Source organism: Pseudomonas sp. NPDC087639 (genome assembly GCF_044743385.1).
In the GTDB taxonomy this organism is placed as follows: Bacteria; Pseudomonadota; Gammaproteobacteria; order Pseudomonadales; family Pseudomonadaceae; genus Aquipseudomonas.
Genome location: NZ_JBIUWI010000001.1, coordinates 438,807 through 463,300 on the forward strand (window position 1 = coordinate 438,807; position 24,494 = coordinate 463,300).

Consider the following 24,494-nt stretch of genomic DNA (forward strand, 5'->3'; position numbering starts at 1 on the left):
CCGACCAACAAGTTCCTGCATGAGCGAGGCATGCGCCTGCCGGAAAGTGTGCTGCTGCAAACGGTAACCGGGGATTTTGTCGACGACGACATCTACTACGACCTGCTCGACCCGGCCGATATCGACATGGTCTGCAAGCCAGTGGCCGACGCGGTCTACGTGATTCCATGGGCGATCGAGCCAACCGCCATCGTCATCCACGACACCTTCGACAAGTTCGGCAACCCGATCGAGCTGTCGCCGCGCAACGTGCTGAAGAAGGTTTTGCAGCTCTACACCGACAAAGGCTGGAAGCCGATTGTCGCGCCAGAAATGGAGTTCTACCTGACCCAGCGCTGCGAAGACCCGGACTTGCCGCTCAAAGCACCGCTGGGCCGTTCCGGTCGCGCCGAAAGTGGTCGGCAGTCATTCTCCATTGATGCCGCCAACGAATTCGATCCGCTGTTTGAAGACGTTTACGACTGGTGCGAACTGCAAGGCCTGGACCTCGACACGCTGATCCACGAAGACGGCCCGGCGCAGATGGAAATCAACTTCCGTCATGGCGACGGGCTGGATCTGGCCGACCAGATCACCGTGTTCAAACGGACCATGCGTGAGGCTGCGCTCAAGCACAACGTCGCGGCGACGTTCATGGCCAAGCCGATTGGCGACGAGCCGGGCAGCGCCATGCACATCCATCAGAGCGTGGTGGACATCGCCACGGGCAATCCGATCTTCGCCAACGCCGACGGGCAGATGAGCGAGTTGTTCCTGCACTACATCGGTGGTTTGCAGAAGTACATCCCGAAAGTGCTGCCGATGTTTGCGCCGAACGTGAACTCGTTCCGCCGCTTCCTGCCCGACACCTCAGCGCCGGTCAACGTCGAATGGGGCGAAGAAAACCGCACCGTCGGCTTACGTGTGCCGACCTCCGGCCCCGAGTCGATGCGCGTGGAAAACCGCCTGCCGGGCGCCGATGCCAACCCGTACCTGGCGATTGCCGCGAGTCTGCTCTGCGGTTACATCGGCATGGTCGAGGGCATCGAGCCGAGCGCTGCGGTACAAGGCCGCGCCTACGAACGTCGCAACCTGCGCCTGCCGATCACCATCGAAGAGGCCCTGACGCAGATGGAAGAGTGCGAAACCGTTGCGCAATACCTGGGTGAAAAATTCGTGCGCGGCTATGTCGCGGTGAAACGCGCCGAGCATGAAAACTTCAAGCGCGTAATCAGCTCGTGGGAACGTGAATTCCTGATGATGAGCGTCTAAACCACTTCACAAATCCCATGTGGGAGCGAGCCTGCTCGCGAAGCCGTCGGCACAGTCACCATTGATGTTGCCTGACCCACCGCTATCGCCAGCAGGCTCGCTCCCACAAGGGGAATAGCGAACCACCTGAAAAATCCAATAAATTTAAGAGGTGTCGAAATGCGTTTGTTGAAATCCATGGTTCCCGCTGCACTGGCGATGTTGTGCAGCACTGCTGCTCTAGCCCAGCCACAAGTCAGCGTCTACAACTGGACCGACTACATCGGTGAGACCACCCTCGCCGACTTCCAGAGCAGCAGCGGGATCAAGGTGATCTACGACGTTTTTGACTCCAACGAAACCCTCGAAGGCAAGCTTCTGGCAGGCCGCACCGGCTATGACGTTGTGGTGCCGTCCAACCACTTTCTCGCCCGTCAGGTGAAGGCCGGCGCATTCCTCAAGCTGGATCGCTCGCAACTGCCGAACTGGAAAAACCTCGACCCGAAGCTGCTTGAACTGCTGGAGAAAAACGACCCGGGTAACGCGCACGCTGTGCCGTACCTGTGGGGCACCAACGGCATCGGCTACAACGTCGACAAGGTCAAGCAAGTGTTGGGCATCGATCACATCGATTCCTGGGCCGTGCTGTTCGAGCCGGAAAACCTGAAAAAACTCAGCCAATGCGGCGTGTCGATGATGGACTCCGCCGACGAAATATTCCCGGCCGTGCTCAACTACATGGGCATGGATCCGCGCAGCGAAAACCCGGAAGACTATAAGAAAGCCGAAGCGAAACTGCTGAGCATTCGCCCCTACATCACCTACTTCCACTCATCGAAGTACGTATCGGACCTGGCCAACGGTGATATCTGCGTCGCCTTTGGTTATTCCGGCGACGTGTTCCAGGCCGCCAACCGTGCCAAAGAAGCCAAGAACGGCGTGAATATCGCCTACGCCATCCCGAAAGAAGGCGCCAACTTGTGGTTCGACCTGTTGGCAATCCCGGCCGACGCCAGCAATCCCAAGGAAGCCCACGCCTTCATCAACTACCTGCTCGATCCACAAGTGATCGCCAAGGTCAGCGCTTCGGTCGGTTACGCCAACCCGAACCCCGCCGCCAAGCAGTACATGGATCCGGATCTGGTGAACAATCCTGAGGTTTATCCGCCACAGGAAGTCCTCGCCAAGCTCTACATCTCCTCTACCCCGCCCCAGGCCATCATGCGTTTGATGACCCGTTCCTGGAGCAAAGTGAAGTCGAACAAATGAATCAGTACACCCAGGAACACGCCCGGTCTTATTACGCTGCCTCGGCTCGGTCGGCTACCCCCTACCCTGCGCTTGAGGGGGATCTGACGGCTGACGTGTGCGTCATCGGCGGCGGGTTTACCGGGGTCAATACCGCCATTGAACTGGCTCAACGCGGGCTCTCGGTGATATTGATCGAAGCCCGACGAATAGGCTGGGGCGCCAGCGGGCGCAATGGCGGCCAGTTGATTCGCGGCATCGGCCATGAGGTCGAAGGTTTCTCGAAACATGTCGGCCAGGAAGGCGTGCGCTATTTGCAGCGCGCCGGGATCGATTCGGTTGAGCTGGTGCGCCAGCGCATCGGCGACAACGCCATCGACTGCGATCTGCGCTGGGGCTTCTGTGAGCTGGCCAACACGCCTGCGCAATTCGCCGCGTTCAAGGAAGAACAGGTTGGCCTCGCCGAACTCGGTTATGCCCACGAAACACGCTTGGTCGGCCCCGAGCAGATCCGCCAGCAAGTGGTCAACGCCGATGGCTATGCCGGCGGATTGATCGACATGGGCTCCGGCCATCTGCATCCACTGGATCTGGTGCAGGGCGAAGCGCGTCTGGCCGCGTCCCTTGGCGTGCGGATCTTCGAGCAAAGTCCGGTGCTGGAAATCATCCACGGCGCAACCGTGCAAGTCCGCTGCGCCAGCGGCACCGTACGCGCCGGCAGTCTGGTGCTCGGTTGCAACGCGCATCTGGATGAACTGGAGAAACAGCTCAGCGGCAAAGTGCTGCCGGCCGGCAGTTACATCATCGCCACTGAGCCCTTGTCCGAAGAGCGCGCCGCGCAACTGATCCCGCACAACCTCGCGCTGTGCGACCAGAAAGTCGGCCTCGACTACTACCGGCTCTCAGCAGACCGGCGTTTGCTGTTCGGCGGCGCCTGCCATTATTCCGGGCGAGATCCGGCAGATATCGCCGCCTACATGCGCCCAAAGATGCTCAAGGTCTTCCCGCAACTGGCGGACGTGCGCATCGACTACCAGTGGGGCGGCAAGATTGGCATCACCGCCAATCGCTTCCCGCAGGTCGGACGGCTCAAACAGCATCCGAACGTGTTCTACGCCCAAGGCTATTCCGGCCATGGCCTGAACGTCACCCATTGGTGCGCCAAGCTGCTCGGCGAGGCGATTCATGCCGGCCATAGCCAAGGCATGGACGTATTCAGCGGCGTGCCGCACATGACCTTCCCCGGCGGCCCGGCACTGCGCTCGCCGCTGCTGGCCCTGGGGATGTTCTGGTATCGGTTGCGCGAGATGCTCGGCTGAGGTCTTTGCTCCTCTGCATTTGCTCTATCGCCAAGCACTTCTATATTGATGAAGTGCTTTGGCGTTCCTGACGCTCAGTGCCTAATTATTCGAGGAGGACACGGATGAAGTCGTCAGCCACCGACGAGCCGCGAGCACCAGGCCAGGCCCCGATCAAAACCCGCCGTTTCAGCGTATCGCTGGTGTGGATCGTACCGATCGTTGCCGTGTTGGTAGGCATTTCGCTGGTGGTGCACAACGTGATGCAGGAAGGGCCGGCCATTGTCGTCAACTTCAAGACTGGCAGCGGTCTGGTGGCCAACAAGACCGAGGTCAAGTACCGCAATGTGGTGATCGGTCAGGTGACCGAAGTCGAGTTGAGCAATGACCAGAAGAGCGTCAACGCCACCATCAAACTGGCCAAGCAGGCCGAAAGTTTTACCCGCGAAGACTCGCAGTTCTGGGTTGTCCGACCGCGCATCGGCGCTGGCGGTGTGTCAGGCATCGATACCCTGCTCTCCGGCGACTACATCGGTGCCGATATCGGCCAGGCCAACAATCGCGCCAAACAATTCAAGGGCCTGGAAAACCCACCGCCGATCACCTACGGCGAACCGGGCAAGCGCTTCATGCTGCACACCCAGGATCTCGGCTCGCTGGACATCGGCTCACCGGTTTACTACCGCAAAATTCCGGTCGGCCAAGTCGTCACCTACGAGCTGGCCCCTGACGGTAAAGGCGTGAACATCGAAGTGTTCATTCATGCGCCCAACGACGCCTTCGTCACCGAAAACACCCGTTTCTGGAACGCCAGCGGCATTGACGTCAGCGTCGGAGCCAACGGATTCCAGGTCAAAACCGAATCGTTGTCGTCGATGCTGGTTGGCGGCATCGCCTTCCGTGCGCCGGACTACAGCCCCAACGACGTGGCGGCGGCCGATGACAAGAAGTTCGAACTGTTCGAAGACCAGCTGACCGCCCTCGCCCCGCCCAATGGCAAGGCGCAGTACCTGAGCTTGCGCTTCGACCAGTCCCTGCGCGGGCTCAAGGTTGGCGCACCGGTTGAGTTCCTCGGCATGGAGATCGGCCGGGTGGTGGCGATCAATCTGGATTTCGACGCGAAGAAACGCAGCTTCCCGCTTAACGTCGGCATTGTCATTTACCCGCAGCGCCTCGGTATGGCCTACGGGAAAATGCTCACCGCGTTCAAACACGACCCCAACGACGAAGCCGCCGGCATTCGCCTGATGGGCACCTTTATCGACAATGGCCTGCGCGCTCAGGCCCGCAGTGGCAACCTGCTGACGGGCCAGCTGTACGTGGCGCTGGATTTCTTCCCGAAAGCCGAAAAAGTCGCGTTCGACCCAACGGCCCGCCCGGTGGTGATTCCGACCGTGCCCGGCAGCCTCGAACAGCTGCAGGAAAAACTCGAAGCTGTGGTCGACAAGCTCAACAAATTGCCGGTGGATCGCATCGCCAACAACCTCGACAGCAATCTGGTCGAACTGCGCAAAGGCCTGGCCCAGTTCAACGCCAAGACCTTGCCGGGCGTGCAGAGCACCCTCGCCGATGTCAGCAAGACCTTGCAGTCCGCCAGTTCGACCCTGGCCGAAGATTCGCCGCAGCGCGAGAAACTCACTGAGACCCTCGACGAACTCGGGCGCATGTCGCGCTCGCTGCGTGAGCTGTCGGATTATCTGGGCCGCCATCCGGAATCACTGATACGTGGCCGCCCCGACAACGCCGCGCCAATCGATCTGAAAGGACCGCCACGCAATTGAGCACAGGAGCTTACCCATGGCTGTACCGCTGAAGATCACCGTGCTCGCCGCGTTCATGCTGCTCGGCGCCTGCCGCAGCGACCCGATCAGCTTTCATACGCTGACACCGGTGCAACTGGCCAATACCCGTGCTGGCGGACAAATTCCGATTGAAGGCATCAGCGTGCCGCCGCAGGTCGATCGGGCGCAAATCGTCATCCGCCAGGGCAACAGCGGCCTCGCCATTCTGGACACCGATTGGTGGGGCGCGACGCTGGCCGATGAGTTACGCGGGGCGCTGAGCGATCAATTGAGCAATACCGGCGGCCAAGGCAACGTCTCGGTGCGCATCGAGGTGCAACGCTTCGATTCAATCCCCGGCCAATATGGCTTGATCGACGCCAAATGGCGCTTACGTCCAGCAGGTGCGACGGACAGTGGCCTGCTGACCTGCCGCTCGACCCTGCAGACCCCGTCGGGTCCGAGCATCGATGACCTGGTGAGCGCTCAGCAAAACAACGTCAAACGTCTGGCTGAACAGATCAGTCGAGCGGCAGCAGGCAACGCCCGCACCTGCCCTTCCCCGTCCTGATTCGGCTTACAGGTCGAAGCGATCCACCGCACGCCGCCGCTCGTTGTCGTCGCGCACGTCATAATTCGCCGTCGTCTGGATATTGCTGTGGTGAGCGAGCTTCTGCGCGATCGACAGATCATGCTCCTCGATCACCCGAGTGATGAACGAACGGCGGAAATCGTGAGGCATGATCTTCACGCCGACCTGCGTGCCCCGCTGGCGGGCGATGTAGTAGATCGCGTGCTTGGTGATGCGCTCACGGGTGATATGACTGCCACGGCGGATGCGATTGAACAGAAACGCATCGTCGCTCTCGCCTTCCTTCAGTTGTGAGCGGCGCAGCTCCAGCCACGCATCGAGCTTGGCGAACGCCCAGGCCGGTGCGTACTTGATCAGTTGCTTGTTGCCCTTGCCGGTCACGGTAAGGCTGCGCTCCGTGAAGTCGACCTGATTGAGGTCTAGATCCACCGACTCGGATTTGCGCATGCCGGTGCCATACAGCAACGCAATCACCGCGGCGTCGCGAAGGCCCTGCGGTCGTGGATCGGCGGCGCAGACTTCCATCAATTCATGAATCAGTGTGCGTTTGAGATTACGCCCCTGCGACAACCGCGTGCCGGCGATGCCTTTTACCGAACGCATCTTCAGCAGGTGATCCTGACTGATCAGGCTCATCCGCCAGGCTTCATTCATCACGCCGCGCACGGCGTTGACGTACAGCGACGAGGTATTCGGCGCATAACCGTCGGCGCGCAACGCGGCGACCAGTGCCACCACGTCCTCCGGTTGCAGCGCGTGCCAGGGGATTTCCTCGATATTCACTTCTTCGAAACCGAGACGGTCGGCGGCGTCCTGCAAGACGTAGCGCATGGTCAATTGGCTGGAGGGCGCCAGTCGGGCCAGATAAAGCGTCAGCGGATTAGTGTTGGTCGGGGTGGATTGGGAACTCGACAAGTCAATCAAACGAAACGGCCTTGAATAGAAAACAGTTCAACAAAACAACTTAAAAGTGCAAACAAACTTATATAAAGAGCGACTCTTCTCTATGACTTTTTCACTAAAGATGCCGATAAGCGGAAGAAGTCTGAACGACGGCTGTATGACTTACAGATAGACGAATAGCCGACCGTTTTTTCATGTTCCTTTCACAAAAACGGGCATAACCTTAATTACAACAGGTTGCCCCGAAAGGCCTGCAACCCTGCCGTCCGTGGGCACAAAAGTCAATCAGGCATTCCCCGGCCGGTATTCCAAACCATTGAAATCACGTGTTTTTCAGACAACTGGCTGAAGGATTGCTGTCGCCTCGAGGTTCTTATGAGTCAAGCGTTTCTGCCCTTTTCCCGGCCGAGTATCGGCGACGAAGAAATAACCGCCGTCGAACAAGTATTACGTTCCGGCTGGATTACTACCGGCGCTAAATGCCAGGCACTTGAAGAACAGTTCGCCCACTATGTCGGCTGCCGCCACGCCGTCGCACTATCTTCAGCTACGGGCGCAATGCATATCGCATTGCTGGCATTGGGCATCGGCCCGGGTGACGAAGTCATAACGCCGTCGCAAACCTGGGTGTCGACCGCCAACATGATCTCGCTGCTCGGCGCCAAACCGGTGTTTGTCGACGTCGACCGCGACACGCTGATGACGGACGTGGCGCATATCGAAGCGGCCATCACCCCACGCACCAAAGCGATCATCCCGGTGCATTACGCCGGTGCCGCGTTTGATCTCGATCCGCTGTATGCCCTCGCCGACAAGCACGGCATCGCGGTAATCGAAGACGCCGCCCACGCCGCTGGCACACGTTACAAGGGGCGTCACGTCGGTTCGCAAGGCACGGCGATCTTCTCGTTCCATGCAATCAAGAACATGACCTGTGCCGAAGGCGCGATGTTCGTCACTGACGACGAAGCCCTGGCCAACCGTGTGCGCATGCTCAAGTTTCATGGCCTTGGTGTCGACGCCTATGACCGCCTGACCGGTGGCCGCAAGCCGCAGGCACAAGTCATGGAGCCGGGTTTCAAATACAACCTCGCCGACATCAACGCCGCGATAGCACTGGTGCAACTGGAACGCCTTGACGCGATCAATGCCCGCCGCACCGAGCTGGCCACAGCCTATCTACAAAAGCTCGAAGGCCTGCCGGTGCAGCCATTGGCCTTGCCCGACTACGCCCAACAACACGCCTGGCACCTGTTCATCCTGCGCATCGACAGCGAACGCTGCGGCATGGATCGCGAAACCTTTATGAAAGGTTTGCAGGATCAGGGCATCGGCACCGGTATCCACTTCATCGCCACCCACCTGCACACCTGGTATCGCCAGCGTGATCCCGACCTGTATCTGCCCAACACCGAATGGAACTCGGTACGGCTGTGCTCAATTCCGTTGTTCCCCGACATGACCGATCAAGACCTCGACCGCGTCGTCGGCGCCATCGCCACCCTTATGGATAAACGCCCGTGAAACCTTACCCGATACGCTGCGTGTCGATCGTCATCCCTGTCTACAACGAACAGGAAAGTCTGCCGGAGCTGCTGCGCCGTACCGAAGCGGCCTGCCGGTTATTGCGTCACGACTATGAAATCGTTTTGGTGGACGACGGCAGTCGCGATGAGTCCGCCCATCTGCTGGAAGAAGCCGCCACCCGTGAAGACAGCCCGTTCGTGGCGGTGATCCTCAACCGCAACTACGGCCAGCACGCGGCGATCATGGCCGGTTTCGAGCAGTGCAAAGGCGATGTGGTCATCACTCTTGACGCCGACCTGCAGAACCCGCCGGAAGAAATCCCGCGACTGATCGCCGAAGCAGAAAAGGGTTACGACGTCGTCGGCACCGTGCGCGGCAACCGTCAGGATTCGGCCCTGCGCCGCTACCCGTCGAAGCTGATCAACCTCGCCGTGCAACGCTCCACTGGCGTGGCCATGAGCGACTACGGCTGCATGCTCCGCGCTTACCGCCGCACGATCATCGACGCGATGCTCGCTTGCCGCGAACGCAGCACATTCATCCCGATCCTGGCCAACAGCTTCGCCCGCCACACCACCGAAATCGTCGTCGCCCACGCCGAGCGTGAACACGGCGATTCGAAGTACAGCCCGATGCGCCTGATCAACCTGATGTTCGACTTGATCACCTGCATGACCACCACGCCGCTGCGGTTACTGAGCATCGTCGGTTTCACCATGGCCGGGCTCGGTCTGCTGTTTGCCCTCGCGCTGATCCTGATGCGGCTGATCTTCGGTTCCGGCTGGGCCGGTGACGGCATGTTCGTACTGTTCGCCGTGCTGTTCGTGTTCACCGGCGGCCAGTTCATCGGCATGGGCCTGCTCGGCGAATACCTGGGGCGCATGTACAGCGACGTGCGCGCCCGCCCGCGTTTCTTCATTGAAAAAGTCTTGCGCAGCCACGCCGTTACCCCGGCGCCTGCGGTCACCGTTGATGGTCTCTCCTCTTCTTCTACTACCGGTCAGGTTCTCTCATGAGTGCAAAAACTGTTGTCTTCGCTTACCACGACATCGGCTGCGCCGGCATTCAAGCCCTGCTCGACAGCGGCTATGACATTGCTGCCGTGTTCACTCACGCGGATGACCCGAAAGAAAACGCTTTCTACGCCTCGGTTGCGCAACTGTGCGCAAAAAAAGGCATTCCCGTGCACGCCCCGGAAGACGTCAACCACCCGTTGTGGATCGAGCGCATCGCCAAACTCGACCCTGACTACCTGTTCTCTTTCTATTACCGCAATCTGCTGAGTGAGCCGTTGCTGGCCACGGCGAGCAAAGGTGCATTCAACCTGCACGGCTCGTTGTTGCCGCGCTACCGTGGCCGCGCCCCGGCGAACTGGGTGCTGGTCAACGGTGAAACCGAAACCGGCGTAACGCTGCACCGCATGGTTAAACGTGCCGATGCCGGCGCCATCGTCGCCCAGCAGCGCGTCGCCATCGAGCGCAGCGACACCGCGCTGAGCCTGCACGGCAAACTTCGCCTCGCCGCTATCGATCTGCTGCGTGATGCACTGCCCGCCATGCTGCAAGGCCGGATCAGTGAAACCCCGCAGGATGAATCCCAAGCCACGGTGTTCGGCCGTCGCACCCCGGCGGACGGCAAACTGCTCTGGGCGAAACCGGCCGAGCAACTGTTCAATCTGATTCGCGCCGTCACCCAACCGTATCCGGGTGCGTTCTGCGCCGTCGGCGAACACAAGCTGATCGTCTGGAGTGCCGAAGTCGTCAAAGGCAACGACGGTCAGGCACCGGGCCGGGTGATCAGCGTCGATCCGCTGCGCATTGCCTGCGGCGAAGATTCGCTGGTGATCCTCTCGGGTCAGCGTAACGACAACGGTCTGTTTCTCAGTGGCCCGCAATTGGCCAACGAACTGGGGCTGGTCGACGGCTCGTTACTGCGTGGTGCCGAATCCGGCCGTGCGCCCCGCCGTACTCGCGTGCTGATCCTTGGCGTCAACGGCTTTATCGGCAATCACCTGTCCGAGCGTCTGCTGCGCGATGACCGCTACGAAGTCTATGGCCTGGACATCGGCTCCGACGCCATCGACCGTCTGCGCAGTCATCCGCACTTCCACTACGTCGAAGGCGACATCAGCATTCACTCCGAGTGGATCGAGTACCACATCAAGAAGTGCGACGTGGTGCTGCCGCTGGTGGCCATCGCCACGCCGATCGAATACACGCGCAATCCGCTGCGGGTATTCGAACTCGACTTCGAAGAAAACCTGAAACTGGTGCGCTACTGCGTCAAGTACAACAAGCGCGTGATCTTCCCGTCGACCTCGGAAGTCTATGGCATGTGCCAGGACAAGAACTTCGACGAGGACACCTCCAACCTGATCGTCGGCCCGATCAACAAGCAGCGCTGGATCTACTCGGTGTCCAAGCAATTGCTCGACCGGGTGATCTGGGCCTACGGCGCCAAGGGCCTGAATTTCACCCTGTTCCGCCCCTTCAACTGGATGGGCCCGCGTCTTGACCGACTGGATTCGGCACGCATCGGCAGCTCCCGCGCCATCACGCAACTGATCCTCAACCTGGTGGAAGGCACGCCGATCCGTCTGTTCGACGGTGGTGAGCAGAAACGCTGCTTCACCGACATCGCCGACGGCGTCGAAGCCCTGGCACGGATCATCGATAACGACAACGACGTCTGCAACGGCCAGATCATCAACATCGGCAACCCGGACAACGAAGCGAGCATCCGCCAGTTGGGCGAAGAACTGCTGCGCCAGTTCGAAGCGCATCCGCTGCGCGACAACTTCCCGCCGTTCGCCGGTTTCCGCGACGTCGAAAGCAAAGCGTTCTACGGTGCCGGATATCAGGACGTCGAGCACCGCAAGCCAAGCATCGCCAACGCCAAGCGCCTGCTGGGCTGGACGCCAACCGTTGAGATGCGCGAGACGATCGGCAATACGCTGGACTTCTTCCTGCGTGAAGCGATGCTCGAAATCGCGGACAAGAAGTAATGCAGGCCGGTCTACGCATCGACGTCGACACCTTTCGCGGCACCCGTGAAGGTGTGCCGCGCCTGCTGGAAATGCTCGATGAAGCGCAGGTCAAGGCGACGTTCTTCTTCAGTGTCGGCCCCGACAACATGGGTCGGCATCTGTGGCGCCTGATTCGCCCGCAGTTCCTCTGGAAGATGCTCCGCTCCAATGCTGCCGGCCTCTATGGCTGGGACATTCTGCTGGCCGGCACCGCATGGCCGGGCAAACCGATTGGTCGCGAACTCGGGCACTTGATGCGTCAGGCCCGGGACGCGGGTCATGAGGTCGGCCTGCATGCCTGGGATCACCATGGCTGGCAAGCCAATGCCGGGCGTTGGAGCGATACTCAGCTGATCGAGCAAATTCGTCAGGGCGTCGACACCTTGAGCGACATTCTCGGCGCCAAAGTCGAATGCTCGGCCGCCGCCGGTTGGCGCGCCGATGAGCGTGTGATCGAAGCCAAACAGGCCTTCGGCTTTCGCTACAACAGCGATTGCCGTGGGACACGCCTGTTTCGGCCTTTGCTGGCGGACGGCACGCCGGGCACCCCGCAGATTCCGGTGGACCTGCCGACCTTCGACGAGGTCGTCGGCCCCATCGTCGCCGCGAGGGATTTCAACCGGTTCATCCTCGACCACTTCCTCCCGCGACAACTCAACGTCTACACCATTCATGCCGAAGTGGAAGGGATTCTGATGGCTGAGGATTTTCGTCAATTGCTGGCCGATGCGCGCCAGCGAAACATTGACTTCACACCGCTGGGCGACTTGTTGCCCGAGTTCTTCAACACCTTGCCCGTGGGTCGCGTACAACGCGGCGCACTCGATGGCCGAGAAGGCTGGCTGGGAGTACAAGGCGCATGACTAAACGCTGGGCATTGCCGCTGCTGTTGCTGGGCATCTGCTTGCTGGCTTATTTGCTGCCGCTGGGCACGCATGGCTTGTGGATTCCCGACGAGACCCGCTACGCGCAGATCAGCCAGGACATGCTGCTGAGCGGCAACTGGGTGTCGCCGCATTTCATGAGCCTGCGCTACTTCGAGAAGCCGATTGCCGGTTACTGGATGATCGCCCTCGGCCAGGAGTTGTTCGGGCAGAACCTGTTCGGCGTACGTTTTGCGTCAGCGTTGAGCAGCGGTTTGAGTGTGTTGCTGTGCTTCCTGATCGCCCGGCGCTTGTGGAACGAGCCGCGCAAAAGCTTCGTCTGCGCCCTGCTCTACATGAGCTTCACGATTGTTGCCGGTCAGGCCGGTTACGCCAATCTCGATCCGCAATTCACCTTTTGGGTCAACCTCAGTCTGGTGGCGCTGTGGTTTGCCGTCGACAGCCGCACCAGCGGCAAGCGCATGGCTGCGTGGGCCGTGTTGGGGCTGGCCTGCGGCATGGGGTTCATGACCAAAGGGTTTCTTGCCTGGCTGCTGCCGGTGCTGATCGCGTTGCCGTGGATGCTCTGGCAAAAACGCTGGCGTGAACTGCTGCTGTTCGGCCCGGTGGCGATTGCCATCGCGATCATCGTCAGCCTGCCGTGGGTGTTGGCCGTGCATGCCCAGGAACCGGATTACTGGCGGTTCTTCTTCTGGCACGAACACATCCGTCGGTTTGCCGGTGACGATGCCCAGCACGATGCGCCGTGGTGGTTTTATCTGCCGCTGCTGGTGGCGTTCAGTCTGCCGTGGGTTGGCTTGTTGCCAGCCGCCTTCAAGCAAGCGTGGCAGACCCGCGCGCAAACCAACATGGTGTTCCTGCTGCTGTGGTTGCTGATGCCGCTGCTGTTTTTCAGCCTGAGCAACGGCAAGTTGCCGACTTACATCCTGCCGTGCCTGTTGCCGATGGCGTTGTTGCTGGGTAATGCCCTGGCTGACCGCTTGCGTCTGGAGCGAGGCCGGGCGCTGAGCATCAATGGCCTGCTCAATCTGTTGCTGGGCCTCGTGACGCTGATTGCACTGGTTTATCTGCAACTGAAAAAGCCGCTGTACGACCACGAACTGCACAGCCTGGTGCTGCTGTTCATCGGCCTGATCGGCTGGATCATCGCCAACCTGATGCAAGCCTTCCTGCCGTTGCAATGCTGGGCGGCGCCAGCGCTGGGCAGCCTTCTACTGGTCGGCGTACTCCCGGCAGCACTACCCAAATCGGTAGTCGCCAACAAGATGCCTGACCAGTTCATTCGCCATCACGTCACGGAACTGGCGCAGACCTCGCACTTGCTGAGTAACGATCTGGGCGCGGCCTCGGCCCTGTCCTGGCGCCTGAAACGCCCACAGGTCGCGCTGTACAACACGATAGGCGAATTGAAATATGGCCTTGCCTATCCTGACGGCATTCAACAACGGGTCGATTCCGACCAGGTGCAACAATGGATGCGTGAGGCCCGCCGCAGCGGTTCGGTCGGCGTGGTGATGCGCGTCAAGGGGCAAGACGAACTGGACGAAATCGACAGACTGCCAAAGGACGGCATCCGATACGAACAGGGCAATCTGGTGATCATGATTCTCCCTCGGGAGGCGTCATGAGCCTGTTGCTGCTGTTGGCCGCGTGCGTGCTGACCTGCCTGGGCCAGATAGCGCAGAAATACGCCGTGGAGAGTTGGCGCGGCGTCGAGTCGTCCTGGCCCGAAAAATTGCGTACGCCGTGGCTATGGCTGGCGCTGCTCGCCCTCGGCTCGGGCCTGTTGGTCTGGCTGCTGGTGTTACAGCGTCTGGAGGTCGGCATTGCTTACCCGATGCTCAGCCTCAACTTTGTGCTGATCACCTTGATCGCCCGCTTCGTCTTCCGTGAACCCATCGACCGCCAGCACTGGCTGGGTGTGGCGCTGGTAATCGGCGGCGTGGCGTTGCTGGGGCAACAGTCATGAACCAGCGTCGTGGAATCACTTTCGCTCTCGGCAGCGTGCTGTTAGTCAGCGCCGCGCAACTGGGCATGCGCTGGAGCATGACGCGTCTGCCGGCGCCCGATCACTGGCTGGCGATCGACAGCATCGATCTGCGCGCCTTGGCGGTGGTCGGCGCGGCGATTCTGGCCTACGCCCTGTCGATGTTCTGCTGGCTCGGCGCCCTGCGCGACCTGCCGCTGGGCCGTGCCTATTCGCTGCTGAGCATCAGCTACGCGCTGGTGTACTTGCTGGCGGCCAGTCTGCCGCTGTTCAACGAATCCTTCAGTTTCACCAAATCACTGGGCGTGGCGCTGGTCATGCTCGGGGTCATCACCATTAACACGCGTCCGGCTCGTGCGCCCGAATTCAGGAGTGCTCCATGAAAATCACAGTCTTTGGTAGCGGTTATGTCGGTCTGGTGCAGGCTGCTGTGTTGGCCGAGGTCGGGCATGACGTGGTGTGCATGGACGTCGACCAGAAGAAGGTCGATCTGCTCAAGCAAGGCCATGTCAGCATCTTCGAACCGGGGCTGGCCAGCCTGGTGCGCGAGGGCATCGACTCGAAACGCCTGCAATTCACCACCGATGAGCAACTCGCTGTGCAGCACGGTCGAGTGGCGTTCATTGCCGTCGGCACGCCGTCCCGTGAAGACGGCTCGGCCGATCTGCGTTACGTGCTCTCCGTCGGTGACGCCATCGCCCGCCACCGTGAGCTGCCGTTGATTCTGGTGGAGAAATCCACCGTGCCAGTGGGCACCGGAGACACCTTGCGCACGCACATCGAAAAGGCTTTGATCAAGGTCGGCCGATTGCTGCAATTCGATATCGTCTCCAACCCGGAGTTTCTCAAGGAAGGTTCGGCCGTCGCCGACTGCCGCCGTCCTGATCGCATCGTTATAGGCTGCGAGGGTGATGACGTACGTGACGTGATGCGCGACCTCTACTCGCCGTTCAACCGCAACCATGACCGTATCATGTTCATGGACCTGCGCAGTGCCGAGCTGACCAAATACGCCGCAAACTGCATGCTGGCGACCAAGATCAGCTTCATCAACCAGATCGCCGAGCTGGCCGAACATCTGGGCGCTGACATTGAGTCGGTGCGTCAAGGCATCGGTGCCGACTCCCGCATCGGCTACCACTTCATCTACCCGGGCTGCGGTTATGGCGGTTCGTGCTTCCCCAAAGACATGCGCGCCTTGATCCACAGTGCCGAAGAAGCGCATTGCTCCAGCGACTTGCTGCAAGCGGTCGAAGCGATCAACCAACGGCAGAAACACAAGCTCTTCGAACGCATCAACGCGTTCTACAAGGGTGACCTGCGCGGCAAGACCTTTGCCTTGTGGGGCCTGGCGTTCAAGCCCAACACCGACGACATGCGCGACGCGCCGAGCCGGGTGCTGCTGGAGGAATTGTGGGCCGCCGGTGCCAGCGTGCGCGCATTCGACCCCGAAGCCATGCAGGAAACCCAGAACCTCTACCCGGACGAGTCGAAACTGATGCTGATGGGCACCCCGGAATCGGTACTGCCCGGCGCCGACGCGCTGATCATTTGCACCGAATGGCAGCAATTCAAGGCGCCGGATTTCGACCTGATCAAGCAACGCCTCAACACCCCGGTGATCTTCGACGGTCGCAACCTGTATGACGCCGAGCGTTTGGCGCGCAACGGCTTCCAGTATTTCCCGATGGGTCGCGGCGAGTCGCGCAAATTGCCGATACCGTTGCAACAATGGCCTCACAGGTCAGACGTCGCTTGATCACGTTGTCGCCTGCCATCCGCCGGCAGTCCCTGATCGCAGGGCTGCTGGCGTTCTTGTTGTTCGTCGCCGGGGTCTACTGGCAGGCCCCGATCGGGTTCGATTCACGCTTTGTACTGTTCGCTCAGGAGATGTTGCGCCACGGGCCGACGGTGTTTCCGACCACGTATGGTCAACCCTATGCCGACTATTCGACCGTATCGACACTGTTTGTCTGGCTGCTGTCGTTGCCATTCGGCGCGGTCAACGCTTTCACCGCGTGGGCACCGAGCGCCGTTGCCGGAGCGTTGATCGTGACGTTGATGTATCGCCTGCTGACGCCGTATTCGCGGCGCTGGGCGTTGATCAGCATTGCGCTGTTGATGCTCACCGGCACCTTCGTCACCGAAGTGCGCGCGGTGTCGCAGGACTTGATGCTCGCCGCCGTGGCGTTTGCAGTTTTCTATCTGGGTTATGCCCATGATCACTTTGGCGCTGGACGGCGCTGGCCTTTGATCTTCGTCTTGTTGTTACTCGGCTTCGGCATTCGCGGGCCGATCGGGCTGGTGGTGCCGACCGGCATGTTGTGCAGCTATTACCTGCTCAATCGGCAGTGGTCGCGGTTGCTGGTGTTTGGCGTGTTGGCTTCGGTATTGCTGGTGGCGTGTGTCGGCCTGCTGCTGTGGTTCGCTAAGGTCAGTGGCGGGTCAGCATTTATGCAAGACGTGATTCGCATGCAGTTCATGGGACGCATGGACGGCAGCGAAGGTGTCAGTGGTTCGCTGTATTACTTCACCAGTTCACTGGGTAACTATGCGCTGGCGTATCCATTGGCCTTGCTGGCTCTCGCGGCCACATGGTTGAGCAAACCGCACCAGCGCGGGCCGGCCTTGCGGCTGGTGCAATATTGCGCGGCGGCAGGACTGATCGTGATGGTCGGGCTGTCGATCCCACAGGCGAAAAAAGCTCGGTATCTGCTGCCGATGCTGCCGATGGCGGCAATCATTGCGGCGTATCCGTTTCAAGTGCTTCATGGACAAGTGTTCAGGTGGTTGCGCGGTTTGCTGCTGGGTGTGTGGCTGCTGACCCCGGGATTATTGATAGCCGGTCTGTTGTTCGCCCAGCGACGGTTTCCCGAGCAACTGACCGAAGTCGGCGTGGTGCTGATTGCGTTAGGGGTGCTGCAGTTGGCGGCGCTGTCGCGGTTATTGATCCCGCGATGGCGCGCTGAAGTGCTGGCGCTGTGTTCGGTGTTGGCGTTGTGGACGGTATATGTCGCGGTATTTGAACCCGTTGAGCAGCGTCTGTATGACACTCGCACCTTCAGCCGTGCTGCGTTTGCCCAGGTGCAGCAAAACCCCGCCCCGCTGGTGCTGCACGGCATGGGCAAGGACGCGAAGGCGATCAAGTTCATGGTCAACCTTGAACAGAATCTGCAACCGCAGTTCAGCGAAACCGCGCAGCAGTTGGAAGCACTCAAGGGCCCGGCGTGGCTGATGATGGACCGCAGTGATTTCCTGGCCCTCAAAGGTACTCCGCTGGAAAACCTGCAACCGGTACTCAGCGGCCCTTTCGACAAAAACGACTACATCCTGCTGTATCTGAAACCCTTGTAGGTGCTGTCAGGTTGACCGTTGAGCGAGACCCGGTGAGGATGTCGAGCCTGCCCTCGAATCCGAAATAAGGACATTGACCTCTTCGTGGCCACCTATTCGCCCCTCATTCGCCGGTTGATGATCAGCTCGCTCACCGTCGTCATCAGCCGCGCCCTGATCAGCCCGTTATTGACCTTGTTCCTCAGCAACAAACTCGGCCTCAACCCGCAAGACGTCGGCCTGTTGTTGGGTATCGCAGTGTTCAGTGCCACGCTGCTGTCGCTGTACGGCGGCTACATCATCGATAAGCTGGACAAGTGCCAGTTGCTGATCCTGACCATGCTCTCGAGCGGCATCGGCCTGATCCTGCTGACCTTCGCGCAGAATCTGTATCTGGTCACGTTGGTGCTGATCATCAGCGAGACGGCGTCGGCGCTGTTCCTGATCTGCTCCAAGGCGATCCTCAGTGAAAACCTGCCGGTTGGCCAACGGGTCAAGGCGTTCTCCCTGAACTACACGCTGACCAACATCGGCTACGCCGTCGGCCCGATGATCGGCGTGGTAATTGCCGGTATCCAGCCGTCGGCGCCGTTTATCGTGGCGGGTGCGATTGCCATCGGCAGCATTTTTCTGTTGCTGGGTGCCGCCAGAGACGTCAAGCCGATAGCGCCGGTCGGTCAGCCGCAAAGCTTTCTGAAGACGCTGATCATCCTGAAAAACGACCGCACGATGATCCTGTTCACCCTCGGCTGTCTGCTCAGCACCTTGGTGCACGGGCGCTTTACCTTGTACCTGTCGCAATACCTGCTGGTGACCCACACCCAGCAACAGACCCTCGATACCATGGCCGTCCTGCTCGCTTGCAATGCAATCACGGTGATTTTGCTGCAATACCAAGTCGGCCGCCTGCTCAGCCGCGAGCACTTGCGTCACTGGATTGTCGGCGGCACTGCGTTGTTCATTGTCGGGCTGATCGGGTTCAGTCTGGCCGACAGCCTTATTGGCTGGTGCGTGGCAATGTTCATCTTCACTCTGGGCGAAATGATCATCTACCCAGCTGATTTCCTCTTCGTCGACACCCTCGCCCCGGAAGAACTGCGCGGCAGCTACTACGGTGCGCAGAATCTGGCGGCGCTTGGAGGTGCGGCGAGCCCGGTGATGTGCGGGTTCCTGCTGATGCACACACCGGCGCCGAGCATGTTCTACGCTCTGAGCGCCCTGGCCGCCGTGGGCGGTTACTTGTGTGTTGTCAGTGGTCGGCGCGTCGCTTCAATTCAGAAATAATGCATTAAAGCTGCATTAATATGAATTTGTCAGCATCGAGATAGATCGGCACACTGTGCGCGTTCCTCCCCCAATGTTGGAACACTTCGAGGGCTTTCCGGATTGTCGGACAGTCCTTTTTTTTGCCCCGAATTTGCTGCAAGGACCGATTCACATGCTCGCTCGCTGGTTGCCCGCCGCCATCAACACCCGCCCCACCGAATGGAGCCGCGCCGCTATCGGCATGGCGTTGGGCACGTTGTTCAGTGTGTGGCTGTGTGCTCAGGTATTTGGCCATGACGTCGCCTATCACCTGATCGGGCCTTTGGGCGCCTCGGCAGTGTTGCTGTTTGCCGTGTCATCCGGTGCCCTCGCCCAGCCGTGGTCGATTCTCGGTGGGTATTTGTGTGCCGGTGTCGTGGCGTTATTGGTCGCCCATGTGCTCGGGCGCACCCTCGGCAGCGCCTGTCTGGCAGCGGGCATGGCGTTGATTCTGATGTGCTGGTTGCGCTGCCTGCATCCACCGGCTGGTGCTTTGGCACTCACTCTCGTGCTGGCCGATCCGGCAACCATCGCCATGGACTGGAAAGCCATGGAGCCGGTGATGCTCGGCGCGGCGTGCATGCTGCTCAGTGCTTTGGCCTACAACAACCTCACGCGCATTCGTTATCCGAAACGTCCCACTGAACCCGCGCCCGTGGTTGCCCCGGTCGACAGCCAGGCGATCACAGCTGAAGACCTGAAACTCGCATTGGCCGACATGGGGGCCTTCATCGACATCACGCCTGAAGACCTCGAACAACTGATCCACGCCAGTGAACTGCACGCCAAGCGGCGTAGCATCGGAGAAGTCTTCTCCTGACACCACCCTCCCCCTTTAGAAGCTGTCTAGTGAAACGAGGCTGCGATCTTTTGATCCTGATTTAGAAGATCAAAAGATCGTAGCGTGCTGCAGCTCCTACACTGTTGTGGCATTCCATGACTTAGGGCAAAAACGCAGACTGCCCCTGCACATATCCCCGTTGTACACGGCAAATTTGCACTGTTACGATCCGTTAACGCTCGCGCGCGAGTTTCTCGAATAAAGACAATAAAAGCAGGGAGTTAGTGATGACTGCTCAGGCTTCATCCCCGAGGACGTTGTCCATGGATGCCACGCAAAACGAAGTGCTGGCCGAGGTTCGCAACCACATTGGTCACCTGACCCTCAACCGCCCCGCCGGCCTCAACGCCATCACCCTCGACATGGTTCGATTGCTGCAACAGCAACTCGACGCCTGGGCCACGGACGCTAATGTCCACGCAGTGGTGCTGCGCGGTGCCGGTGAAAAAGCCTTCTGCGCCGGCGGCGACATTCGTTCCCTGTACGACAGCTATAAAAGCGGCGACACGCTGCACGAAGAATTCTTCGTCGAGGAATACGCCCTCGACCTGACAATCCACCACTACCGCAAACCGGTGCTGGCACTGATGGATGGGTTCGTCCTCGGCGGCGGCATGGGCCTGGTGCAAGGCGCCGATCTGCGGGTGGTCACCGAGAAGAGCCGTCTGGCGATGCCGGAAGTGGCCATCGGTTATTTCCCGGACGTCGGTGGCAGCTACTTCCTGCCGCGCATTCCCGGTGAGCTGGGGATTTATCTGGGCGTCAGTGGTGTGCAGATTCGAGCGGCCGATGCGCTGTATTGCGGCCTCGCCGATTGGTACATCGACAGCAACAAACTCGTCACGCTCGATGAACAACTCGATGGCCTGGAATGGCACGACACGCCGCTCAAGGATTTACAGAATCTGCTGGCCAAAAACGCTGTGCAAACCCTGCCCAGTGCGCCGCTCCAGGCCTTGCGCCCGGCCATCGACCATTTCTTCGCCCTGCCGGATGTGCCGAGCATGGTTGAGCAATTGCGCGCGGTGACCGTCGCCGACAGCCATGAATGGGCGACCACTACGGCGGATCTGCTGGAAACCCGCTCACCGCTGGCCATGGCCGTCACCCTGGAAATGCTCCGTCGTGGCCGGCATCTGAGCCTGGAACATTGCTTCGCTCTGGAGCTGCACCTGGATCGCCAGTGGTTCGCCCGTGGCGATCTGATCGAAGGTGTCCGCGCCCTGCTGATCGACAAAGACAAGTCACCACGCTGGAACCCGCCGACTCTCGCCGCACTGGACGCTGCGCATATCGCGAGTTTCTTCCACGGTTTTGATGAGAGCGGGAGCTGAGCCATGCACGATCTCGAACTGACTGAAGAACAAGTAATGATCCGCGACATGGCCCGGGACTTTGCCCGTGGCGAAATCGCGCCCCACGCGCAAGCCTGGGAAAAGGCTGGCTGGATCGATGACGCCCTCGTGGCGAAGATGGGCGAACTGGGTCTGCTGGGTATGGTCGTCCCCGAAGAATGGGGCGGCACCTATGTCGACTACGTGGCTTACGCACTGGCAGTAGAAGAGATTTCCGCCGGTGACGGCGCGACCGGCGCGTTCATGAGCATTCACAACTCGGTCGGCTGCGGCCCAGTGCTCAACTATGGCAGCGAAGCACAGAAACAAACCTGGCTGGCCGATCTGGCCAGCGGGCAAACCATCGGCTGCTTTTGCCTGACCGAACCGCAGGCCGGCTCCGAAGCGCACAATCTGCGCACCCGCGCCGAACTGCGCGACGGTCAGTGGGTAATCAACGGCGCCAAGCAATTTGTCAGCAACGGCAAACGGGCGAAACTGGCAATCGTGTTTGCCGTGACCGATCCGGATCTGGGCAAGAAAGGTATTTCGGCGTTTCTGGTGCCGACCGACACCCCAGGTTTCATCGTTGACCGCACCGAACACAAAATGGGCATCCGCGCCTCCGACACCTGCGCGGTGACGCTGAACAACTGCAGCATTCCCGAGGCCAACCTGCTCGGCGAACGTGGCAAAGGCCTGGCGATTGCCCTGTCCAACCTTGAGGGCGGACGCATCGGGATTGCCGCGCAAGCCTTGGGCATCGCCCGTGCTGCGTTTGAAGCGGCGCTGGCTTATTCGCGAGACCGGGTGCAGTTCGGCAAACCGATCAACGAGCACCAGAGCATCGCCAACCTGCTGGCCGACATGCACATGCAATTGAATGCGGCACGGCTGATGATCCTGCACGCGGCGCGGCTGCGCACGGCGGGCAAACCGTGTCTGTCGGAGGCGTCACAGGCCAAGCTGTTTGCCTCGGAAATGGCCGAGAAGGTCTGTTCGTCAGCAATTCAGATTCATGGCGGGTATGGCTATCTGGAGGACTATCCGGTCGAAAAGTACTACCGCGATGCGCGGATTACCCAGATCTATGAAGGGTCGAGCGAGATTCAGCGGATGGTGATTGCACGGGAGTTGAAGAACTACCAGATCTAACAGCAAAAGCATCGCCAGCAGGCTGGCTCCCACATTGGATCTGCGTCGTACACAAATCCCCTGTAGGAGCCAGCCTGCTGGCGATGGCGCCCTGGCAAACGCCGTATTACTTGCCTTGGAACTCCGGTGGCCGCTTGGCCACAAACGCCGCCATGCCTTCCTTCTGATCCTGAGTGGCGAACGCCGCATGGAACACCCGGCGCTCGAAGCGTACGCCTTCAGTCAGATTGACCTCAAACGCGCGGTTGACGCTCTCCTTGACCATCATTGCAATCGGCAGTGATTTGCTGGCGATCACTGCGGCAACCTTGAGCGCTTCATCCAGCAATTCATCGCTCGGCACGATCCGAGCGACGATGCCACAGCGCTCGGCTTCCACCGCATCAATCAAGCGCCCGCTCAGGCACATTTCCATGGCCTTGGCCTTGCCCACAGCGCGAGTCAGGCGCTGGGTGCCGCCCATGCCCGGCAAGACGCCGAGATTGATCTCCGGTTGGCCGAACTTGGCGTTGTCGCCCGCCAGAATGAAGTCGCACATCAACGCCAGTTCACAGCCGCCACCGAGAGCGAAACCGTTGACTGCAGCGATGATCGGTTTGCGGCGATTGGCCACGCGATCGCTGTCGCTGAACAGGTCGTCCATGTAGATCTGCGGATACGTCAGCTCGGCCATTTCCTTGATGTCGGCACCGGCAGCGAAAGCCTTTTTTGAGCCGGTGATGACGATACAGCCGATGTTTGAATCCGCCTCCAGGCCATCGAGCGCGGTATTCACTTCGCGGACCAGTTGCGCGTTCAGGGCGTTCAGCGCCTGCGGGCGGTTCAGGGTGATCAGGCCAACGCGGCCATGGGTTTCCAGCAGAATCGTTTCGTAAGTCATGGGCAAGATTCCTTGTCAGAGATTGCGCGAAATAACCATGCGCTGAATGTCGCTGGTGCCTTCGTAGATCTGGCAGACACGCACGTCGCGGTAGATGCGCTCCAGCGGGAAGTCGTTGAGGTAACCGTAACCGCCGAGGGTTTGCAACGCCATGGAGCAGACCTTCTCAGCCATCTCCGAGGCGAACAGCTTAGCCATCGAGGCTTCGACCAGCGCTGGTTGGCCGCTGTCACGCAGGGCTGCAGCGTAATGCACCATTTGCCGGGCGACGGCGATTTGCGTGGCCATGTCGGCCAAGCGAAACGCCACGGCCTGGTGTTCGATGATCGGCTTGCCAAAGGTGTCGCGCTCGCGGGCGTAGTCACGGGCCGCTTCGAACGCGGCGCGGGCCATGCCCACCGATTGCGAAGCGATGCCGACGCGGCCGCCTTCAAGGTTGGCCAAGGCAATCTTGTAACCTTCGCCCTCCTCGCCCAATCGGTTGGCCACCGGCACTTTGACGTCTTCGAAGAGAATCTGGCAGGTGTCCGAAGCGTGCTGGCCGAGTTTGTCTTCGACGCGGGCGACTTTGTAGCCTGGTGAATCGGTCGGCACGATAAGCGCCGTGATCCCGCGTTTGCCGGCACTCGGGTCGGTCACGGCAAACACGATCACGATCCCGGCGTTTTTCCCGGAGGTGATGAACTGTTTGCAGCCATTGAGCACGTAGTGATCGCCTTCAAGGCGCGCGCGGGTTTTCAGGCTGCTGGCATCGGAACCAGCCTGAGGTTCGGTCAGGGCAAATGCACCGAGCATCGCGCCGCTGGCCAGCGGTTTGAGGAAACGTTCGCGCTGATCGTCGTTGCCGAACTTGAGGATCGGCACGCAACCCACCGAGTTGTGCACGCTCATGATCGTCGAGCAGGCGCCGTCACCGGCGGCGATTTCTTCCAGGGCCATGGCGTAGGCCAGGTAACCGGTGTCGCAACCGCCCCACTGTTCCGGCACGAGCATGCCGAAAAAACCCAGTCCGGCCATTTCGCCGATGGCTTCCTTGGGGAAACGGTGTTCGCGATCCCACTCGGCGGCGAACGGCTTGAGCCGTTCCTCGGCAAACTGCCGGGCCATGTCGCGGATCTGGTTTTGGTCTTCGTTGGGAATCATGGTGAATCCTTAAATCCGGGTTACAACA

General features: G+C 60.2%; 21 protein-coding genes. 18 read left to right on the top strand and 3 right to left on the bottom strand.

Going from position 1 to position 24,494, the window contains the following annotated elements; genetic code table 11:
• The 5 genes from ACIOVB_RS01840 to ACIOVB_RS01860 all read left to right on the top strand — a co-directional run.
• Positions 1–1,251 (top strand): glutamine synthetase family protein (locus ACIOVB_RS01840; RefSeq protein WP_401264310.1); only part of this gene is annotated, 1,251 nt, incomplete at its 5' end.
• Between the two features lie 159 nt (positions 1,252–1,410).
• A complete protein-coding gene (locus tag ACIOVB_RS01845) occupies positions 1,411–2,499 on the top strand; it encodes a polyamine ABC transporter substrate-binding protein (RefSeq protein WP_187680580.1) in 1,089 nt (362 codons plus the stop codon).
• The gene (locus ACIOVB_RS01850; RefSeq protein ID WP_401264313.1) at positions 2,496–3,797 is read left to right on the top strand and encodes an NAD(P)/FAD-dependent oxidoreductase; all 1,302 of its coding nucleotides are present in this window, start codon (positions 2,496–2,498) and stop codon (positions 3,795–3,797) included. The genes ACIOVB_RS01845 and ACIOVB_RS01850 overlap by 4 nt, the downstream gene beginning before the upstream one ends.
• Positions 3,798–3,901: 104 nt before the next feature.
• Positions 3,902–5,557, top strand: coding sequence for an intermembrane transport protein PqiB (locus tag ACIOVB_RS01855; RefSeq protein ID WP_187680582.1), 1,656 nt, complete (start codon positions 3,902–3,904; stop codon positions 5,555–5,557).
• Positions 5,558–5,573: 16 nt separating this feature from the next.
• Entirely contained in the window at positions 5,574–6,128 is a 555-nt protein-coding gene (locus ACIOVB_RS01860) for a membrane integrity-associated transporter subunit PqiC (RefSeq protein WP_401264315.1), read from the top strand.
• Positions 6,129–6,134: 6 nt separating this feature from the next.
• Here ACIOVB_RS01860 and xerC read toward each other — a convergent pair whose 3' ends face one another.
• The gene (gene xerC, locus ACIOVB_RS01865; protein ID WP_401264391.1) at positions 6,135–6,980 is read right to left on the bottom strand and encodes a tyrosine recombinase XerC; all 846 of its coding nucleotides are present in this window, start codon (positions 6,978–6,980) and stop codon (positions 6,135–6,137) included.
• A 447-nt stretch (positions 6,981–7,427) separates the two neighbouring features.
• Between xerC and arnB the strand changes: the two genes are divergently transcribed.
• The 13 genes from arnB to ACIOVB_RS01930 all read left to right on the top strand — a co-directional run bounded on the left by arnB (position 7,428) and on the right by ACIOVB_RS01930 (position 22,443).
• Positions 7,428–8,576 (top strand): UDP-4-amino-4-deoxy-L-arabinose aminotransferase, encoded by a 1,149-nt coding sequence (arnB, locus tag ACIOVB_RS01870; RefSeq protein WP_401264317.1) that lies wholly within the window; start codon positions 7,428–7,430, stop codon positions 8,574–8,576.
• On the top strand, positions 8,573–9,595 hold the full coding sequence (arnC, locus tag ACIOVB_RS01875; RefSeq protein WP_401264319.1) for an undecaprenyl-phosphate 4-deoxy-4-formamido-L-arabinose transferase: 1,023 nt from the start codon (positions 8,573–8,575) through the stop codon (positions 9,593–9,595). The genes arnB and arnC overlap by 4 nt, the downstream gene beginning before the upstream one ends.
• Positions 9,592–11,583: a bifunctional UDP-4-amino-4-deoxy-L-arabinose formyltransferase/UDP-glucuronic acid oxidase ArnA gene (gene arnA, locus ACIOVB_RS01880; protein WP_401264320.1), complete on the top strand. Its 1,992-nt coding sequence runs from the start codon at positions 9,592–9,594 to the stop codon at positions 11,581–11,583. Before arnC ends, arnA begins: the two co-directional genes overlap by 4 nt.
• Positions 11,583–12,467 carry a 4-deoxy-4-formamido-L-arabinose-phosphoundecaprenol deformylase gene (gene arnD, locus ACIOVB_RS01885; RefSeq protein ID WP_401264323.1) on the top strand — a complete coding sequence of 295 codons (885 nt, stop codon included), beginning with the start codon at positions 11,583–11,585 and terminating at the stop codon, positions 12,465–12,467. Before arnA ends, arnD begins: the two co-directional genes overlap by 1 nt.
• Positions 12,464–14,116 carry a lipid IV(A) 4-amino-4-deoxy-L-arabinosyltransferase gene (gene arnT, locus ACIOVB_RS01890; RefSeq protein ID WP_401264325.1) on the top strand — a complete coding sequence of 551 codons (1,653 nt, stop codon included), beginning with the start codon at positions 12,464–12,466 and terminating at the stop codon, positions 14,114–14,116. The genes arnD and arnT overlap by 4 nt, the downstream gene beginning before the upstream one ends.
• Positions 14,113–14,457: a 4-amino-4-deoxy-L-arabinose-phosphoundecaprenol flippase subunit ArnE gene (gene arnE / locus ACIOVB_RS01895; RefSeq protein ID WP_401264327.1), complete on the top strand. Its 345-nt coding sequence runs from the start codon at positions 14,113–14,115 to the stop codon at positions 14,455–14,457. Before arnT ends, arnE begins: the two co-directional genes overlap by 4 nt.
• Positions 14,454–14,858 carry a 4-amino-4-deoxy-L-arabinose-phosphoundecaprenol flippase subunit ArnF gene (gene arnF / locus ACIOVB_RS01900; RefSeq protein WP_401264328.1) on the top strand — a complete coding sequence of 135 codons (405 nt, stop codon included), beginning with the start codon at positions 14,454–14,456 and terminating at the stop codon, positions 14,856–14,858. Before arnE ends, arnF begins: the two co-directional genes overlap by 4 nt.
• A complete protein-coding gene (locus tag ACIOVB_RS01905; RefSeq protein WP_401264331.1) occupies positions 14,855–16,234 on the top strand; it encodes a UDP-glucose dehydrogenase family protein in 1,380 nt (459 codons plus the stop codon). The genes arnF and ACIOVB_RS01905 overlap by 4 nt, the downstream gene beginning before the upstream one ends.
• Positions 16,207–17,829, top strand: a complete 1,623-nt coding sequence (locus tag ACIOVB_RS01910) for an ArnT family glycosyltransferase (protein WP_401264334.1) — start codon at positions 16,207–16,209, stop codon at positions 17,827–17,829. Before ACIOVB_RS01905 ends, ACIOVB_RS01910 begins: the two co-directional genes overlap by 28 nt.
• An 84-nt stretch (positions 17,830–17,913) precedes the next feature.
• Positions 17,914–19,092, top strand: coding sequence for an MFS transporter (locus ACIOVB_RS01915; RefSeq protein WP_401264336.1), 1,179 nt, complete (start codon positions 17,914–17,916; stop codon positions 19,090–19,092).
• Between the two features lie 154 nt (positions 19,093–19,246).
• Positions 19,247–19,933, top strand: a complete 687-nt coding sequence (locus ACIOVB_RS01920; RefSeq protein ID WP_401264339.1) for an HPP family protein — start codon at positions 19,247–19,249, stop codon at positions 19,931–19,933.
• A 248-nt stretch (positions 19,934–20,181) separates the two neighbouring features.
• Positions 20,182–21,288: an enoyl-CoA hydratase/isomerase family protein gene (locus ACIOVB_RS01925; RefSeq protein WP_401264341.1), complete on the top strand. Its 1,107-nt coding sequence runs from the start codon at positions 20,182–20,184 to the stop codon at positions 21,286–21,288.
• A 3-nt stretch (positions 21,289–21,291) separates the two neighbouring features.
• Complete coding sequence (locus ACIOVB_RS01930; RefSeq protein ID WP_187680596.1) at positions 21,292–22,443, top strand: acyl-CoA dehydrogenase family protein; 1,152 nt, start codon at positions 21,292–21,294, stop codon at positions 22,441–22,443.
• Between the two features lie 106 nt (positions 22,444–22,549).
• Here the strand turns inward: ACIOVB_RS01930 and ACIOVB_RS01935 are convergent, their stop codons facing one another.
• Both ACIOVB_RS01935 and ACIOVB_RS01940 read right to left on the bottom strand, forming a co-directional pair.
• A complete protein-coding gene (locus ACIOVB_RS01935; protein WP_401264344.1) occupies positions 22,550–23,323 on the bottom strand; it encodes an enoyl-CoA hydratase in 774 nt (257 codons plus the stop codon).
• Positions 23,324–23,338: 15 nt separating this feature from the next.
• Positions 23,339–24,466: an acyl-CoA dehydrogenase gene (locus ACIOVB_RS01940; RefSeq protein ID WP_401264347.1), complete on the bottom strand. Its 1,128-nt coding sequence runs from the start codon at positions 24,464–24,466 to the stop codon at positions 23,339–23,341.
• Between the last annotated feature and the right edge of the window lie 28 nt (positions 24,467–24,494).